Origin of the sequence: Pseudoruegeria sp. HB172150 (assembly GCF_013184805.1) — a bacterium.
Taxonomy (GTDB): domain Bacteria; phylum Pseudomonadota; class Alphaproteobacteria; order Rhodobacterales; family Rhodobacteraceae; genus Psychromarinibacter.
Map to the genome: position 1 here is coordinate 261,856 of NZ_JAATNG010000004.1, position 17,342 is coordinate 279,197.

The window sequence follows — 17,342 nt, forward strand, 5'->3', positions numbered from 1 at the left end:
CCTTGGCCCCCTCCTTTGCCCTGAAAGGTACTGACTCATGGTAAAAACGGTTGATCTCATTTCCCCCATCGACGGGTCCGTCTATCTGAGCCGCGAGGTCCTGACGCGCGAGGCGGGGTTCGCCGCCGCGGACAAGGCGAAGGCGGCGCAGGCGGACTGGGCGGCGCGGCCGCTGGCGGAGCGCGTCGCGCTGGTCCGGAAGGCCGGTGAGATCGTCGGGCAGACGACGGACCGGATGGCGGTGGAACTGGCGCATCAGATGGGCCGCCCGGTGCGCTATGGCGGCGAATACGGCGGGTTCAACGAGCGGCTGTCCTACATGGCCGATATTGCCGAAGAGAGCCTTGCGCCGACGGTCATCGAGGAAAGCGACGCGTTCGTGCGGATGATCAAGCACGTGCCGCATGGCGTGGCTCTGGTGATCGCGCCGTGGAACTATCCCTACATGACCGCGATCAACACGGTGGCGCCGGCGCTGATCGCCGGGAACACGGTGATCCTGAAACATGCGCAGCAGACTCTGCAGGTGGGTGAGCGGCTGGCGGAGGCGTTCCACGAGGCGGGGGTGCCCGAGGACGTGTTCCAGAACCTCGTGCTGGATCACGACACGACATCCGCCCTGATTTCCGAGCGGAAGGTGGATTTCGTCAACTTCACCGGCTCTGTCGGCGGAGGCAAGGCTATGGAACAGGCGGCAGCCGGGACGTTCATCCCGGTCTCGACCGAGCTGGGCGGCAAGGATCCCGGCTATGTGCGCGCGGATGCCGATCTGGACGCGGCGGTGGACACTCTGATGGACGGGGCGATCTTCAATTCCGGGCAGTGCTGCTGCGGGATCGAGCGGATCTACGTGCACGAGAGCCTGTACGACGATTTCGTCGCCAAGGCGGTAGCCTGGGCCAACGCTCAGGTTCTGGGCAACCCGCTGGAGCCGGAAACGACGCTTGGCCCGATGGCGCATGCGCGCTTCGCCGCGGAAGCGCGGGCGCAGGTGGAGGAAGCGGTGGCGGATGGCGCCGTTGCGCATATCCGCACCATGGAAGCCGACGATGGCGCGGCCTATATGACGCCACAGGTGCTGACCGAGGTAACCCACGACATGCGGGTGATGCGGGACGAGACATTCGGTCCGGTCGTGGGCATCATGCCCGTCAAGGACGACGAGGAGGCCATTGCACTGATGAACGACTGCCGCTTCGGGCTGACCGCCTCTGTCTGGACGAGGGACATCGCCGCCGCCGAGGCGATCGGCGACCGGCTGGAGACCGGGACGGTGTTCATGAACCGCTGCGATTACCTCGACCCGGCATTGTGCTGGACCGGCTGCAAGGATACGGGCCGCGGCGCGGGGCTGTCGAAACTGGCCTACGGGGCGCTGACCCGGCCGAAATCCTACCATCTGAAGAAAGGCTGATGCCATGACGCTGACCGGAAACTGGTCCTATCCCACCGCCATCCGCTTTGGCGCGGGGCGCATCAAGGAAATCGCCGACGCCTGCCGGTCCGCCGGTATCCACCGGCCCTTGCTGGTGACCGACCGCGGGCTGGCGGACATGGAGATCACGCAGAAGACGCTGGATCTGCTGGACGACGCCGGGCTGGGCCGGTCGATGTTTGCCGAGGTCGATCCGAACCCGTCGGACAAGAACGTCGAGGCGGGGCTGAAGGTTTACCGTCAAGGCGGGTTCGACGGAGTTGTGGCTTTCGGCGGCGGTTCGGGGCTGGACCTTGGCAAGACGCTGGCCTTCATGGCCGGGCAGACGCGGCCGGTCTGGGATTTCGAGGATGTCGGCGACTGGTGGACCCGCGCCGATCCGGGCGGCATCCATCCCATCGTGGCTGTGCCGACGACGGCGGGGACCGGTTCGGAAGTGGGGCGCGCGGGCGTCATCACAAATTCCGAGACGCATGAGAAGAAGATCATCTTCCACCCCAAGATGTTGCCGCAGGTGGTGATCTGCGACCCGGAGCTGACGGTGGGGATGCCGAAGCACATCACCGCCGGAACCGGTCTCGACGCCTTCGCGCATTGCGTGGAGGCCTATTCCTCGCCGCATTACCACCCGATGAGCCAGGGCATCGCGCTGGAGGGGATGCGGCTGGTCAAGGAGTACCTGCCGCGTGCCTATGCGGACGGGACCGACCTCGAGGCGCGGGCGAACATGATGAGCGCGGCGGCGATGGGGGCAGTTGCGTTCCAGAAGGGACTGGGGGCAATCCACTCGCTGAGCCATCCTGTGGGCGCGCATTACCACACGCACCATGGGACGACGAACGCGGTGTTCATGCCGCCGGTGCTGCAGCTGAACGCATCGGCAATCCGGACGAAGTTCGACAGGGTCGCCGCCTATCTGGGGATCGAAGGCGGTTTCGGCGGGTTCTGCGAGTTCGTCGACACGTTCAACGACTCGCTGGGCATCCCGAAAACGCTGAGCGGGCTGGGGATCAACCATCCGGACCTCGACACGATGGTGCGCGATGCGCTGAAGGATCCGAGTTGCGGCGGCAACCCGGTGAAGCTGACAGCGGAGAACCTGCGCGCGGCCTACGAGGCGGTGCTGTAAGAGATGCTGCCGGGCCGCGAAACTGCGGCCCGGCGTGCTCTGCTTCGCTGCAAAAGCAGGCAGTCAGACTGAATTTTCGCACAACAATCAGGCAGATGCCTTTATCTTGCGCGGTGACGTCCGGGCAGACTTTGTGCTTTTGCAGCAATCGGCTCAGATTCAAGTGTGCAGGGCATCTAGGGTTCCGCCTCTTCCTCCTCCCGAGGGCAGGTCCGAGAGATGCCGCCGGCCCGGCAAATTCCGGGGCGGTACACGGCGGGGCAAAAGCCCGGGAGAGCACTGCACCAAGGGTTTGACCGGACTCTCCAGGTTCCGCCACGGTCGACCCCCTTTTAAGCGCCCGAGGCGGAACGCCGTAACAGGGGGATTACCCATGCTTGCCAAACGTATTGCTGCCGCCGCCGTGCTGGCGCTGGCCGCCGTGCCCGCGCTGGCGCAGGAAAAGACCGAATTTCGCGTAGCCTGGTCGATCTATGTCGGCTGGATGCCCTGGGGGTACCTGGAAGAGTCCGGGATCATGGACAAATGGGCCGAGAAATACGGCATCGACGTCGAGATCGTGCAGATCAACGACTATGTGGAATCGATCAACCAGTACACGGCAGGCGCATTTGACGGCGTAACGGCGACGAACATGGACACGCTGTCGATCCCGGCGGGGTCGGGCGTGGACACCACGGCGCTGATCGTGGGCGACTATTCCAACGGCAATGACGCGGTGATCATGAAGGGCGACGGCGTGCTGGCCGACCTTGCCGGCAAGCCGGTGAACCTGGTGGAGCTGTCGGTGTCGCATTACCTGCTGGCGCGCGGATTGGACCAGGTGGGACTTTCCGAGGCCGATCTGGGCGGCGTCATAAACACATCCGACGCGGACATGATCGCGGCTTATGCGACGAATGACGTGGAAGCGGTGGTGACGTGGAACCCGCTGGTTTCGACGATCATGGAAGAGCCGGGTGCCAACAAGGTCTACGACTCGGCGGATATTCCGGGCGAGATCATCGACATCATGTGGGTCAACACCGAGACGCTGGCGGCGAACCCGGATTTCGGAAAGGCGCTGGTGGGTGCGTGGTACGAACTGATGGGCCTGATGGAATCGGGCGATGAAGAGGCGCTGACGGCGATGGCCGAGGCGTCGGGCACCGATCTCGATGGCTACAAGGCGCAGCTTGACGCGACCAAGATGTTCTGGACCCCGGCCGAGGCGGTGGAGTTCACCTCTTCCGACGGGCTGAAGGACACGATGGTCAACGTTGCCGAGTTCCTGTTCGACAAGGGCATTCTGGGCGAGGGCGCGCCGTCGCCTGATTTCGTCGGCGTCGAATATCCCGACGGGTCGACCACGGGCGACGCGAACAACGTCAAGATGCGCTACGACACCACCTACATGCAGATGGCCGCCGACGGCGCGTTGTGATCTGCGCGGAACGCCCTGCCGGTGGCGGGGCGTTCCGGCGTGCAAGTAGCGAGCGTAACCGCAGATGCGTCTGATCAACAGACAGCCGAGCCGCGCGCTGACGGTGTTTCTGGCGATGCTGCCCTTCGCGGCGCTGCTGATCGCCTATTCCGTCGCGTCGGAAATCCGGCTGGCCGCGAACCCCTCGGACCGGCTGCTGCCGTCGTTGTCGACCATCGGTGAGACGGCGGTGCGGCTGTTCACCGAACCGGACAAGCGGTCGGGCCGCATCCTGCTGTGGTACGACACCGGGGTCAGCCTGCTGCGGCTGTTCATCGGGGTGTTCTGCGCCTCTTTCGTCGGGCTGACGGTCGGGCTGCTGATCGGGCTGCTGCCGCATGTGCGCGCGATGCTGGGGGTGTTCGTCGCGGTGATCTCGATGATCCCGCCGCTGGCGATCCTGCCGATCCTGTTCATTACCTTCGGGCTCGGCGAGCTGGCGAAGGTGGTACTGATCATCATCGGGATCACCCCGTTCCTGATCCGCGATGTCAGCCAGCGGGTCGTGGACATACCGCACGAGCTGATCGTCAAGGCGCAGACGCTGGGGGCGTCGTCGCTGGTGATCGCGCTGCGCGTGGCGCTGCCGCAGATCATGCCGCGGCTGATCCAGTCGGTGCGGCTGTCGCTGGGGCCGGCGTGGCTGTTCCTGATCGCGGCGGAGGCAATCGCGTCGGACCTGGGGCTCGGCTACCGGATCTTCCTGGTGCGGCGGTACCTGGCGATGGACGTGATCCTGACCTACGTGATCTGGATCACCCTGCTGGCCTTCCTGATCGACTGGCTGCTGCGGGTGGCGTCGCGCAAACTGTACCCGTGGGCGGGGAAGGGGCTATGAGCTTCGTCAGCGTCGACAACATCTTTCTGCGCTACGGCACCTTCTCGATCCTCGAACGGGTCAGCCTGTCGGTGGAGGAGGGCGAGTTCATCTCTATCGTCGGGGCGTCGGGCTGCGGCAAGTCGACCTTCCTGCGGCTCTTGCTGGCCGAGGAGCAGCCGACGCGGGGCGAGATCCGGATCGAGGGGCGGGAACCGGCGGTGGAGCCGGGACGCGAGCGGGGCATCGTGTTCCAGCGCTATTCGGTCTTTCCGCACATGTCGGTGCGCGACAACATCGTGGCCGCCGAGAGTTTCGACAAACCGCTGGGGCGGCTGAAGCGCGGAGAGCGGGTGGCGGCGCGGGAGCGGGCGCAGGCGACGCTGGACCGGATCGGGCTGGGCCATATGGGCCATGCCTATCCCACGGCGCTGTCGGGCGGCATGCAGCAGCGGCTGGCCATCGCGCAGGCGCTGACGGCACGGCCCCGCATCCTGCTGCTGGACGAGCCGTTCGGAGCGCTCGACCCGGGCACGCGGTTGCAGATGCACGATTTTCTGACCGAGTTGCGGGAAGAAACGAAGATGACCGTCTTCATGGTCACGCACGACCTGCAGGAAGGCTTCAAGCTGGGCGACCGCGTGATCGTGTTCGACAAGCCGCGCTGGGACCCGACCGATCCGAGCGCCTATGGCGCGACCATCACCTATGATTTCGATGCCCGGAACAACGGCATCCCGTTTCAGGACATACTGGAGGCAGACCATGCACATCCCCCCGCGTGACCGTTCGCGGTCCCATCACCCGGCAGACCGGCGCCATGACGAGCGGCGGCAGCACCACCCGGACCTGTCCAAGCTTCTGGGCTGGAAGGCGGCGCGGGCCGAGGCGGACATTCCGCACGGCGAGTGGAAAAAGGAGCAGGCCTGGGCGCTGCGGATGGGGCTGACGGCGGCGGATTCGATCGAGGACCGGTCGATCCCCACCTTCGCGCGGGGCGAACTGCCGCATTACGCGGGCATCAACACCTTCCTGAAAGCGCCCTATACCGAGGACGTGCAGGAGGTGGGCATGTATGACGCCACCGTCCTAGGCGCGCCGTTCGACGGGGGTACGACCTATCGTCCCGGCACGCGGTTCGGGCCGCAGGGGGTGCGCAAGATCTCGGCGCTCTACACGCCCTACAACTACGAGATCGGGGTCGATCTGCGCGAGCAGATGTCGCTGTGCGACGCGGGCGACATTTTCACCATTCCGGGGAATATCGAGAAGACCTTCGACCAGATCAGCCGGGCGGTGTCTCATGTGTTCTCGTCGGGTTCGCTGCCCATCATCATCGGCGGCGACCATTCAATCGGGTTTCCCTGCGTGCGCGGGATCGCGGAATGTACCTCGAAGAAGATCGGCATCGTCCATTTCGACCGGCATGCGGATATCCAGGAAAAGGACCTGGACGAGCGGATGCACACGACGCCGTGGTACCATTCGACGAACCTGCCGAACGTGCCGGCGAAGAACCTCGTTCAGGTCGGTATCGGCGGCTGGCAGGTGCCGCGCCCGGCAGTGAAGGAAGCGGTCAAGCGCGAGACCAACATCATCACCATGTCCGACATGGAGGAGATGGGCATCGACAAGACCGCCGAGATGGCGCTGGAGATGGCATGGGATGGGGTCGACATGGTCTACATGTCCTTCGACATCGACTCCATCGACTGCGGTTTCGTGCCGGGGACCGGCTGGCCCGAACCGGGCGGGTTCCTGCCGCGTGAGGCGCTGGCGCTGGCGTCGAAGGTGGCGGCAGAGGGGATCTGCGGCATGGAGCTGGTCGAGGTTTCGCCGCCCTACGACACCTCGGATATCACGGCGCTGATGGGGACACGGGTGATCGTGGACGTGCTGGGTTCAATGGTGTCGGCCGGAACGCTGGGCAAGCACAAGGTGCATATCGACAAGCCGGTGGACCTGCCGATGGGCGATTACGACGAGGCGCGGGACGGCAAACGCTGGACCACGCCGGCGAAGCAGAAGTAACCGCCATGCCCCACGATCATCCGCATCACCACCATCATCACCACCACCACGACCATGCGCACGGGCATACCCATGCGCATGATCACCCGCATGACCACAATCATCCCGACGATCACCTGCATTCGCATATGCACGGGCCGGACGAGGCGGCGGAGCTGCAGGTTCTGACCGACCAGTTCATCGACGGCTTCGTGCAGGCGAAGGACAAGATGTCCTACCTGCGGCTGGCGGGCGTGCCGCTGGAGAAGCCGGGGATCGATGGCGGCCCGTCGCTGAAGCTGGTGGACGTGAAGCTGACCACCGAATGGCAGGTGGGGACGGCGTCGCCTTCGTTCGGGTCGCGCGAGCTAAGCTACCTGCCGTTTCCCGGCGAAATGGTGGTGGAGCGCACCAACATGGAGCTGGTTTATGTGTCGCTGCAGGAGAAGCAGCTGACCGATATCCGGCAGTTCCTGCTGCGGCAGAGCGCCGAGGGCCGGATCGCGACTTAGGCGGGTGTTCTGTATACACTGGGCGGTAACCCGGCGTGCGCCGTGGGAGTGATCACAAATCGGGCAGTCGCGGCGTCACGCCGCGGCTGAGGTGGCGCGATCTGATAGATTGCGCTTGACCGCCCTGCCGCGCCCTGCGCCCATGCGCGCAAACAAGACTAGGCAAGGCGAGCGGGACAGGACATGCATTTCAAGGTAACCCACGAGACCTGTTACCGATATTCGTCACCGGTCCGTTTCGGGCCGCAGACCCTTCGTATGCTGCCGCGGCTGGATAGTCTGGCCTGGTGCGACCAGGAGTTGACCGCGGAGCCGGAGCCGGCCAAACGGCAGGACCGGGTGGACGCCTTCGGCAACACCGTGACCGAGCTGACCTTCGACCGGCCGTCGGACATCCTGCGTGTATCCTCGTCCTTCGAGCTGGAAACGCTGTTGCCGGGGCCGATGCCGCAGCTGCCGCCGCTGCCCTGGCCACCGGGGTTGGTGAAGGGGTCCGAGCCATATCTCGCACGCGCGCCGATCGACGAGACCGTCCGCGCCTATGCGGCGGCACTGGCGGTGAAAAGTGGCGGGTCGGCGAGCGGGTTTCTGGAACGACTGAACATGTCACTGTTCGAGCAGACCGACCGGCATATCCGGCCCAAGGGCTATGCCCGCACCGCCGCAGATACGCTGGAACTGGGCAGCGGCGCCTGCCGCGACCTGACGGTGCTGTTCATGGAATGCTGCCGCAGCCTGGGCATCCCGGCGCGGTTCGTCAGCGGGTATCAGGCACAGTCGGAGTCGCCGGACGGCAAACGGCACCTGCATGCCTGGCCGGAGGTCTGCCTGCCGGACGGGCAATGGCGCGGATTCGATCCGACACATGGCCAGCCGGTGATCGACGGGCATGTCGCCCTGTGTGCCGCACCGGCGCAGGAACAGACGATGCCGCTGGAAGGCGGGTTCTGGGGCGAGAGCGTGACCTCGACGCTGGAGTACCACGTCGAGATCGAAGCCGGTTGACCGGCGGCGCGCTGCGGCGCTATGCGGCGCCTGCAGGGAGGCGCCCATGGAAGGCTGGACGGCAAATAGCTTCGGCGAACTGAACGCGGACGGGTACGACGCGCTGAACGATCCCGGCACGACCGCCGAGAGCGTGGAGCTGATCGCGGATATCGCAGGGACCGACCGGGTTCTGGAACTGGCGGTCGGCACCGGGCGGATTGCCCTGCCGCTGGCGGAACGCGGGGTCGACGTGACCGGGCTGGAGGTTTCGCCCGAGATGGTGGCCGGGCTGCGCGCCAAGCCCGGCGGCGCGGACCTGCCGGTGGTGCTGGGAGACATGGAGGAGGTCGCCGTTGACGGGACATTCGACCTTGTCATCCTGGTCTTCAACACGCTGTTCAACCTGCCGTCGCAGGAAGCTCAGGTGAACTGCTTCCGGAACACCGCGGCGCGGCTGGCGCCGGGCGGGCGGTTCCTGATCGAGACCTTCGTGCCGGACCTGACGGGGTTCCGGGGCAATCAGGACGTGAAGCTGAAGCACATGTCGCTGGATCACCTGTCGCTGGACGTGGTGCGGCACGATCAGGTGCGGCAGTTGCTGGAGCACCAGCGCCTGCATGTGCGTGACGGGCGGGCGGACCTGATACCGCTGGTGATGCGCTATGCCTTCCCGGCGGAACTGGACCTGATGGCGCGGCTGGCGGGGATGGAGCTGGAACACCGCTGGGGCGGCTGGCACCGCCAGCCCTTCACGCGCGAAAGCAGGATGCACGTGTCGGTCTGGCGGAAGCCGGAGTAGGCGCCGTCAGGCGCCTACCATTCCCACGATCTCGTAGGTTTTCTTCAGGATCGGCGCGGCGATCTCGCGGGCGCGTTCGGCGCCGCGGGCCAGGATGCGGTCGATCTCTGCCTGGTCCTGCATCAGGCGTGACATCTCGGTCGAGATCGGGGTGAGCCGGTCGACCGCGACATCGGCCAGCGCGGGCTTGAAGGCGGAGAACTGGCTGCCGCCATGTTCCGCCAGCACCTCGGCCACCGTCATGTCGGCGAGTGCCGCATAGATGTTGACCAGGTTGCGCGCCTCCGGACGGTCCTCCAGCCCCGCGACCGTTTCCGGCAGCGGTTCGGGATCGGTCCGGGCCTTGCGCAGCTTCTGCGCGATGGCGTCGGCATCGTCCGACAGGTTGATGCGCGACTGGTCGGACGGATCCGACTTCGACATCTTCTTAGACCCGTCCCGCAGCGACATGACCCGCGTCGCAGTCCCTTCGATCACCGGCTCGGTTTCAGGGAAGAAATCGACGCCGAAATCGTTGTTGAACTTGATCGCGATATCGCGGGTCAGTTCCAGGTGCTGCTTCTGGTCCTCGCCCACCGGCACGTGGGTGGCGTGGTAGACGAGAATGTCCGCCGCCATCAGCGCAGGGTAGGCGAAGAGGCCCAGCGAGGCGTTCTGCTGGTTCTTGCCCGCCTTGTCCTTCCACTGGGTCATCCGCTGCATCCAGCCCATGCGGGCCACGCAGTTGAAGATCCAGGCCAGTTGCGCGTGCTCGACGACCTGGCTCTGGTTGAACAGGATCGACTTTTCCGGATCGACGCCGGAGGCGATGAAACCGGCGCAAAGCTCGCGGGTGGCGCGGGCCAGCGTTGCCGGGTCCTGCCAGACGGTGATCGCGTGCAGATCGACCATGCAGAAGATCGTTTGCCACGATCCCTGATCCTGCATGGTTGCGAAGCGCTTGAGCGCGCCCAGGTAGTTCCCCAGGGTCAGCCCGCCCGAAGGCTGGATGCCCGAGAATACACGCGGCGTGAACTCGGCCATTTGGCGATATCTCCGTCTGGAATTCTGTGCCGGGGTCGCGTAACGCAAGGTCCCGAGGCCGTCAAGGAAGGGCAGCGAGATGCGACACCCGCACGAAGAATCCCCGTTCAATGCGTTGCCGCCGGTGGTGGTGGTACTGGCGCTGGCGATCTTCGGGGTCGAGGCCGCATTGCAGCTGGGTGAGCGCGGGCTGATCGGCGGACCGGCGGCAATAGGCTGGCGAATCGATCTGATCCAACGGTTCTCGGTCGTTGGTGAGGTGTTCAGGCAGATGTGGGATCTGGGAATCTGGCCGCCCGAGCACGTGATGCGGCTGGTGACCTATCCGTTCGTCCACGCGAGTTTTACCCACGCGATCTTCGTGATCGTCTTCATTCTGGCGCTCGGCAAGATGGTTGGAGAGATCTTTGCCTGGTGGGCGGTGCTGGCAGTCTTCTTCGGCGCGTCGATCGCGGGCGGGCTGGTCTATGCCTTTGTGCTGAGCACACCCTATCCGCTGATCGGTGGCTATCCGGCGGCCTACGGGCTGATCGGGGCGTTCACCTTCCTGCTGTGGATCCGGCTGGCTTATACCGGCGGGCCGCAGATCAATGCGTTTTACCTGATCGGTATGCTGATGGGCATACAGCTGCTGTTCAGCCTGTTTTTCGAGGTGGGTATGGACTGGGTGGCGGAGCTGACCGGGTTCTGCGCCGGATTCCTGCTATCCTTCGTGGTCAGCCCCGGCGGGTGGCAGCGGGTTATGTCGCGGATGCGGCAACGATAAAGGGGGCCGCGGCCCCCTTTCTTTTCTTCCGGTCGGTCGGCTGTGCGTCAGGCCTGCGGCCTGGCGTTGCGACGCCGGCGCAGCAGGCCGAGCGCGCCAAGCCCGGTGGCGCCAAGCAGGATGCCGGAGGGCAGCGGAACCGCAGCGGGTTCGTCAAAGGTGATGCCGGCCTTGATGAACTCGGGCTTGTGCGGGTGGTCGCCGACTGCCTTGCTGAGCACGAAGGTCAGCTTCAGCACACCGTCGGAGATCAGCGAGGCGAGGGCGGTTTGCGACAGGAACCCGAAGGTGGTCTTGGCCTTGCCGTAGTCGCGGCCGCGGTCCGGACCGAAGAAGATGTCGTCGAAGCGGCGGTTGTTGAACAGCGTGCCGAGGAACTTTCCTTCGGCGAAGACGCTCACGTTCTCTTTCCGCTTGCCGAAATCGCCGTAGGCGGTGATGGACAGCAGCCCGGGGCCGGTTGTCTTGGTCGGAACCGCCAGATCAATGTCGAAGCTGCCGCCGCCGCACGTGGCGATGTGGCAGAAGTGATACCGCGTATCGGTGACCGTCACCGCATCCGCAGGTTGGAGATTTGCCAAAAGGCAAGCCGCAGCCAGCAGCAGTTTTTTCATGATTTACCCACTTTGCTCGATGAAGGGTTGTTCCCTTCGCACCCAACTTGAGCGTGCAGGTGGAGCGACGTTAAGTCAATCTTTAGACGCAAAACTTGGTTAATTAGCCGGACGGCGACGCAAGGTGTTGCGAAATTCGCTGAATCGGAATGCACCCAGAAGGTGACCGATTAAAAAATAGCCAACGATACCGGTTGCAACGAGAATCGCGAGGGCGAGGTAGCGAAGCCGCCCGGCGCCGAAGAGCGGACCAAGCACCAGGTTTACGGCCCAGAGCAGGGCGCCCATCAGCGCCGCCGCCAGCAGGATACGCCAGATGCGCCGGCGGAAGCGGTCATCAAGCCGCGCGGCATCGCCCATCCTGCGTGAGCCGGCCCAGAGCAAGCCGACCATTGCCCAGCCAGCCAAAGTGGTGCCGAAGGCGGCTGCGATGTAGCCGATGACCGGCGCCAGCCCGATGGCCACGCCGGCGTTCACCAGCATCGCGGCGAGCGCGTAGTAGAACGGCGCCTTGGTATTTTCGCGCGCGAAGAACAGCGGCTGCAGTACCTTCTGCAGGACGAAGGCAGGCAGTCCCAGGCCATAGACGGCGGTTGCGAGCGCCGTGGCGGCCGTGTCGTCGGGGCCGAAGGCGCCGCGCTGGAACAGGACCTGAACCAGTGGCAGCGGGATCACGACCAGCGCGACCGCGGCCGGGATGGTCAGCGACAGGCTGATCTCGGCGGCGCGGTTGAACGCGTCGCGGCCGCCGGCCTCGTCCCCGGCGCCGAGGCGGCGCGAAAGGTCGGGCAGCAACACCACGCCAATGGCGATGCCGACCACGCCGAGCGGAAGCTGGTACAGCCTGTCGGCGTAGTTCAGCCAGGCGACGGCGCCCTCGAAAAAGCTGGCCACCTGTCGGCCGATCAGCAGGTTGATCTGTACCACGCCGCCCGCCAGCATCGCCGGCCCGGCGATGATCGCGAGGCGTTTGAGGTCGGGCGTCAGTTTCGGGCGCTGCAGGGTCAGGCGGAACCCGGCCTTCGCGGCGGCGATCCAGACCAGCGTCATCTGCGCGATGCCGGCGACCGGCACGGTGATTGCAAGAGTGAGGCCCATGTCCCAGCCGAACCGTGAAGCGAGGGTCATCGCGGCAATGAACAGCACGTTCAGCAGGACCGGCGCGGCGGCGGCAGCTGCGAAGCGGCCGGTCGCGTTCAGGACGCCAGACAGCAGCGCGGCCAGCGAGATGAACAGGATGTACGGAAAGGCGATGCGGCCGTAGAGGACGGCCATCGGGAACCGCTCGTCGCCGTAAAAGCCGCTGGCCATGGCGAGGACAAGCCAGGGCATTGCAAGCGTCGCGATGAAGGCGAAGACGACCAGCACGGTCGCGAGGCCGGCAAAGGCGTCCTTGGCGAAGGCGAGCGGGTCCTCGTCGCGTTCCACCTTTTTCGAGAACATCGGCACGAAAGCCATGTTGAACGCGCCTTCGGCGAAGAAGCGGCGGAACATGTTGGGTAAGGAAAAGGCGATCAGGAACGCCTCTGCCACCGGCCCGGCGCCGAGAAAGGCGGCAATCAGGATGTCGCGGACAAAGCCGAGCAGGCGGCTGGCCAACGTCCAGACGCCGACCGTGAAGAACGCCGCCATCAGGCGGATGGGTTTCATACCTGTATGCTCCGAGGCGTGACCTGCCAGGGTTTCGGCCACCGCGTGGGAGCGGCGTGACGATGCGGGAAGAGAGCCGGCGAAACGTGCGCGGTCATTCTTCCTTGGCCCGGATCGCGCCCTGTTCGATGGCGTCGCGCAGTTTCCGTTCCAACGAGCGCTGGCGGTTTTCGGAATAGAGTTTCAGCCCGAACATGTCCTTCACGTAGAAGCTGTCGACCACCTGCTCACCGTATGTCGCGATCACCGCACTGGAGATCTGGATATTGTCGTCTGCCAGTGTCCGCGTCAGGTCGTAGAGCAGGCCGGCGCGGTCGCGGGTATCGACCTCGATGATCGTATAAATCTCCGATCCGTCGTTGTCGAAGGCAATCGAGGTGGGGACGTTGAACGCCTTTTCGCGCTTCTTCATCTTGTCGCGCGAGCGCATCGCCTCGGTCGGCTGGATCTCTCCCCAAAGGGTGCGTTCGATCATGTTTCGCAGGCGCGGCAGGCGTCGCGCCTCGTAGGGCGAGCCTTCGCTGTCCTGGATCCAGAAAGCGGCGGTAGCCCAGCCGTCCTTGGAGGTGAAGGTGCGGGCGTCCTTGATGTCGGCGCCGACCAGAGCCAGCGCGCCGCACATGCGGCTGAAGATGCCCGCGTGGTCGGCCATGGCAAAACAGACGCGGGTGGCATCGCGGTCCTCGTCGGGCGTCAGCTTCAGGCGGATCTCGTCATTGGCAATGCCGCGCAGCAACTCGGCGAAATCGGCATGCGCGGTGACATGCAGGCCCTGCCAGTAAGGCGGATAATGGCGGTCGAGTTCGGTCTTGATGTCCTTGGCGGGCCAGCCTGCCAGCGCCTCGCGCAGGTTGCGCTTGGCCTCGGTGCCGCGCTGCGAGCGGTTAAGTGCTTCGAGCCCCTCGTCCAGGCCGCGGCGGGTCTGCCGGTAGAGCGCACGCAAGAGCGCGGCCTTCCAGTTGTTCCAGACGCCAGGGCCGACACCCATGATGTCGCAGACAGTGAGCACGGTCAGCATGTCGAGCCGTTCGCGGGTCTGCACCGCCTTGGCGAAATCGCGAACGGTGCGCGGGTCGGCGATGTCGCGCTTCTGCGCCATGTCGGACATCAGCAGGTGATAGCGGACCAGCCATTCCACCGTCTCGCATTCCGCCGGCTTCAGCCCGAGGCGCGGCGCGATCACGCGGGCGATCTTGGCGCCAAGCACGGAATGATCCTCGTCCCGCCCCTTGCCGATATCGTGACAGAGCAGCGCGACATAGAGGACCCGGCGGTTCACCCCGTCTTCGAGGATGTGGGTGGCGACCGGGAGTTCCTCGAGCAGCTCTCCCCTTTCGATCCTGGCGAGGATCGAGATGCACTGTATGGTGTGCTCGTCCACCGTGTAGGCGTGATACATGTTGAACTGCATCATCGCCACGATCGGCTTGAATTCGGGGATGAAGGCGCCCAGCACGCCCAGTTCGTTCATCCGCCGGAGCGCGCGTTCCGGGTTGCCGTGTTTCAGCAGCAGGTCGCGGAAGATGCGGGTCGCTTCCTTGTTCGCACGCATCTCGTCGTCGATCATGTCGAGGTGCGCGGTGATTAGGCGCATCGCGTCCGGGTGGATCAGGAGGCCGGTCCTGAGCCCTTCCTCGAAGATCCGGAGCAGGTTCAGCTTGTCCGACAGGAACGCCTTTTCATCGACGATTGCGAGTCGATTGTGGATGACCGTGTAGCCCTCGCGCACCTTCTTGCGACGCTTGAACAGTCCGACGAGTTTCGGCTCTTTCTTGACATGGCGCGCTTCCAGCGCGGTCAGGAAAATGCGGGTCAACTCGCCCACGGCGGTTGCGTGCAGGAAGTAGTCCTGCATGAAATGCTCCACCGCCCGGCGGCCGCCCTTATCCTTGTAGCCCATTCGGTCGGCAACCTCGACCTGCATGTCGAAGGTCAGCTGGTCCATTGCGCGACCGGCGATCAGGTGCAGGTGGCAGCGCACCGCCATCAGGAAGTTCTCGGCGGCAAGGAAGCTGTCGTACTCGTCCTGCCGGAACACGCCGAGCTGCACGAGGTCGGCGGCGTTTTCGACGCCGTGGACGTACTTGTCGATCCAGAACAGGGACTGCAGGTCGCGCAGGCCGCCCTTGCCCTCTTTGACGTTGGGCTCGACCATATAGCGCTGGCCGCCCTGCTTGCGGTGCCGCTTGGCGCGTTCTTCCAGCTTGGCCTCGATGAACTCGGTGGCGGTGCTGGAAAACAGCTCGTTCCAGAGGCGGCGCTTCAGCTCTTTCTCGAGCGGCTTGTAGCCGCCGATGAAGCGATGCTCGAGCAGGGCCGTGCGGATCGTGTAGTCGGCGCGGCCGAGACGGATGCAGTCCTTCACGGTGCGGCTGGAATGGCCGACCTTCAGGTGCAGGTCCCAGAAGATGTAGAGCATCGATTCAATCGCGCTCTCGGCCCAGGGGGTGATCTTGTAGGGGGTCAGGAACAGCAGGTCGACATCGGAAAACGGCGCCATCTCGGCCCGGCCGTAGCCGCCGACGGCGAGCAGGGCGAGGCGTTCGGATTCCGTCGGATTGGGCAGCGGGTGCAGCCAGCGGCGGGCGACATCGAACACCGCCATCACGACGCCATCTGTCAGGTAGGCATAGGCCCGCACCGTCGGCCAGGCGTTCAACGGGTTGGCGGTGAAGGCGGCGGCGATGGCGTCACGACCGGATTGCAGCGCCGCCTGCAGGATCTCGACCGTCGCGGCGCGCACGGCCCGGCCGTCTTCGGCGGCCTTGCAGGCGCGGTCCAGGCTGGCGCGGACTGTGGCGGCGTCGAAGATCTCCGCCGCCGGACAGATCAGGTCGTCGGGCAGGTCGGCCGGTGTGGCCACCGGCTCCGGTTCAGAAACCAGGGCCGGTGAAGCTTCTGGGGGCGGGGTCAAGGACGCTCACCTGCTTGTCGATGATGGTGGCGATCGCCAGTCCGCGCTCGTTCGTGCCGTCGGGTTTCAGGCGGAAGATGCCGCTGACGCCGGCAAAACCGGAGGGCTGGGTCAGGGCGGTCACCGTCAGCGCATCGGCGCTGCCGGCGCTGGCCAGCGCGCCGATGGCGGCGATCCCGTCATAGGCCAGCCCGGCGATCGGATGCGGCGGCTCGCCATAGGCGGCGGAATAGCGGCTTTCGAACTGCGCATTGAGCGCGGGCGAGGGCAGCGCGAACCAGCCGTTCTGCAGCCCCGGCAGTTCCAGCGCGCCGGGCGGGATATCCCAGCGCTGCAGGCCGATGAACTTGGTGACTTCCTTGTCGACGCCGTTCTCGCTGACCAATTGCGACAGGATCGGCAGGGCACCGGCGGTGCCGGAGGTCATGAACAGCGCGTCGGCGCCGGTCGCCTGGACGGTGCTGGTCACCTGTTCGACCGCCTGCACGACGCCGTTCTGCGACAGTTCGAAGGTCACGTCGCCGCCGACGGTGGCGCCGGCGCGCGAGACCGAGGCCGCGATGGCATCGCGGCCCTTCCGTTCCGCAGCATCGTTGCCGTAGGCGATGACGAAATTGCGGCGGCCCTGGCCGACGGCATAGCTGACCAGCCGGCCGGCGGAATTCTCGAAGGTGTGGCCGAGGACGAAGACATTGCCACCGGCGATGTCGGTATTGTTGGAGAAGCTCAGCACGTTGACGCCGCGGCCCCGGACGGCGGTGCCGGCGGCGTTGGCGGCCGCGGCATAGACCGGCCCGAGTATGATCTTGGCGCCGCCGTTGACCGCCTCGCCGGCGACGGTTGCGGCGGTCTGGGCGTCGCCCCCGGTGCGGTAGACGCGCAGGTCGATCTCCACCCCCTGCAGGTCGCCCATCGCGAGCCGTGCGGCGTTTTCCAGCGAGCGCGCAAGCGCCTCGTCCCCCGCCTGGCCGGAGCCGGCGGGCACCAGCAGGGCCACGGGCACCGGCCGGCCGGTATTGATGCTGGGTCCGTCGAACCCGCCGATCGGGGCTCCGCCGCAGGCGGCAAGCCAGAGAACGCTGGAAATGGCAAGAAGGCGCACCGCTTTGCGGCGTGCCCGGCTGAAATAGGCAGTCATATTACGATCCAAGCTCCGGTGCTGCGCTTGCGGACCCGGCCAGACTATGCGCTACAACGGGGAGAGTAAACGTCTGCCTAATGTGG

Annotated in this window: 15 protein-coding genes and 1 riboswitch; of the genes, 10 read left to right on the plus strand and 5 right to left on the minus strand. The window is 65.4% G+C overall.

Translation table 11 applies throughout. The features are described from left to right. Positions 1 to 37: 37 nt before the first annotated feature. From HCO70_RS18075 to HCO70_RS18115, 9 genes are all read left to right on the plus strand, one after another. Complete coding sequence (locus HCO70_RS18075) at positions 38 to 1,414, plus strand: aldehyde dehydrogenase family protein (RefSeq protein ID WP_172298751.1); 1,377 nt, start codon at positions 38 to 40, stop codon at positions 1,412 to 1,414. Positions 1,415 to 1,418: 4 nt separating this feature from the next. Beyond that, positions 1,419 to 2,564, plus strand: coding sequence for an iron-containing alcohol dehydrogenase (locus HCO70_RS18080; RefSeq protein ID WP_172298753.1), 1,146 nt, complete (start codon positions 1,419 to 1,421; stop codon positions 2,562 to 2,564). A 165-nt stretch (positions 2,565 to 2,729) separates the two neighbouring features. Next, a riboswitch (guanidine-I (ykkC/yxkD leader) is annotated at positions 2,730 to 2,841 on the plus strand. Between the two features lie 96 nt (positions 2,842 to 2,937). Next, positions 2,938 to 3,987, plus strand: coding sequence for a putative urea ABC transporter substrate-binding protein (locus HCO70_RS18085; RefSeq protein WP_172298755.1), 1,050 nt, complete (start codon positions 2,938 to 2,940; stop codon positions 3,985 to 3,987). Positions 3,988 to 4,051: 64 nt separating this feature from the next. Then, positions 4,052 to 4,864: an ABC transporter permease gene (locus HCO70_RS18090; protein WP_172298757.1), complete on the plus strand. Its 813-nt coding sequence runs from the start codon at positions 4,052 to 4,054 to the stop codon at positions 4,862 to 4,864. Further along, positions 4,861 to 5,628 (plus strand): ABC transporter ATP-binding protein, encoded by a 768-nt coding sequence (locus tag HCO70_RS18095; protein WP_172298759.1) that lies wholly within the window; start codon positions 4,861 to 4,863, stop codon positions 5,626 to 5,628. The genes HCO70_RS18090 and HCO70_RS18095 overlap by 4 nt, the downstream gene beginning before the upstream one ends. Next, positions 5,609 to 6,874, plus strand: coding sequence for an agmatinase family protein (locus HCO70_RS18100; RefSeq protein WP_172298761.1), 1,266 nt, complete (start codon positions 5,609 to 5,611; stop codon positions 6,872 to 6,874). The genes HCO70_RS18095 and HCO70_RS18100 overlap by 20 nt, the downstream gene beginning before the upstream one ends. A gap of 5 nt (positions 6,875 to 6,879) precedes the next feature. Then, the gene (locus HCO70_RS18105) at positions 6,880 to 7,365 is read left to right on the plus strand and encodes a hypothetical protein (RefSeq protein ID WP_172298763.1); all 486 of its coding nucleotides are present in this window, start codon (positions 6,880 to 6,882) and stop codon (positions 7,363 to 7,365) included. Between the two features lie 183 nt (positions 7,366 to 7,548). Next, positions 7,549 to 8,370, plus strand: a complete 822-nt coding sequence (locus HCO70_RS18110) for a transglutaminase family protein (protein ID WP_172298765.1) — start codon at positions 7,549 to 7,551, stop codon at positions 8,368 to 8,370. A 46-nt stretch (positions 8,371 to 8,416) separates the two neighbouring features. After that, positions 8,417 to 9,151 carry a class I SAM-dependent methyltransferase gene (locus tag HCO70_RS18115; protein ID WP_172298767.1) on the plus strand — a complete coding sequence of 245 codons (735 nt, stop codon included), beginning with the start codon at positions 8,417 to 8,419 and terminating at the stop codon, positions 9,149 to 9,151. Between the two features lie 6 nt (positions 9,152 to 9,157). Here HCO70_RS18115 and trpS read toward each other — a convergent pair whose 3' ends face one another. Next, a complete protein-coding gene (gene trpS, locus HCO70_RS18120; RefSeq protein ID WP_172298769.1) occupies positions 9,158 to 10,174 on the minus strand; it encodes a tryptophan--tRNA ligase in 1,017 nt (338 codons plus the stop codon). Between the two features lie 79 nt (positions 10,175 to 10,253). Here trpS and HCO70_RS18125 point away from each other — a divergent pair, with 79 nt between their 5' ends. Beyond that, positions 10,254 to 10,940 carry a rhomboid family intramembrane serine protease gene (locus tag HCO70_RS18125; RefSeq protein WP_172298771.1) on the plus strand — a complete coding sequence of 229 codons (687 nt, stop codon included), beginning with the start codon at positions 10,254 to 10,256 and terminating at the stop codon, positions 10,938 to 10,940. A gap of 47 nt (positions 10,941 to 10,987) precedes the next feature. Here HCO70_RS18125 and HCO70_RS18130 read toward each other — a convergent pair whose 3' ends face one another. From HCO70_RS18130 to HCO70_RS18145, 4 genes are all read right to left on the minus strand, one after another. Next, entirely contained in the window at positions 10,988 to 11,554 is a 567-nt protein-coding gene (locus HCO70_RS18130) for a VPLPA-CTERM sorting domain-containing protein (RefSeq protein WP_172298773.1), read from the minus strand. 99 nt (positions 11,555 to 11,653) lie between these two features. Then, complete coding sequence (gene murJ, locus HCO70_RS18135; RefSeq protein WP_172298775.1) at positions 11,654 to 13,204, minus strand: murein biosynthesis integral membrane protein MurJ; 1,551 nt, start codon at positions 13,202 to 13,204, stop codon at positions 11,654 to 11,656. Between the two features lie 94 nt (positions 13,205 to 13,298). Then, on the minus strand, positions 13,299 to 16,118 hold the full coding sequence (locus HCO70_RS18140) for a [protein-PII] uridylyltransferase (RefSeq protein ID WP_172298777.1): 2,820 nt from the start codon (positions 16,116 to 16,118) through the stop codon (positions 13,299 to 13,301). Beyond that, positions 16,078 to 17,256 (minus strand): penicillin-binding protein activator, encoded by a 1,179-nt coding sequence (locus tag HCO70_RS18145; RefSeq protein ID WP_172298779.1) that lies wholly within the window; start codon positions 17,254 to 17,256, stop codon positions 16,078 to 16,080. The genes HCO70_RS18140 and HCO70_RS18145 overlap by 41 nt, the downstream gene beginning before the upstream one ends. Between the last annotated feature and the right edge of the window lie 86 nt (positions 17,257 to 17,342).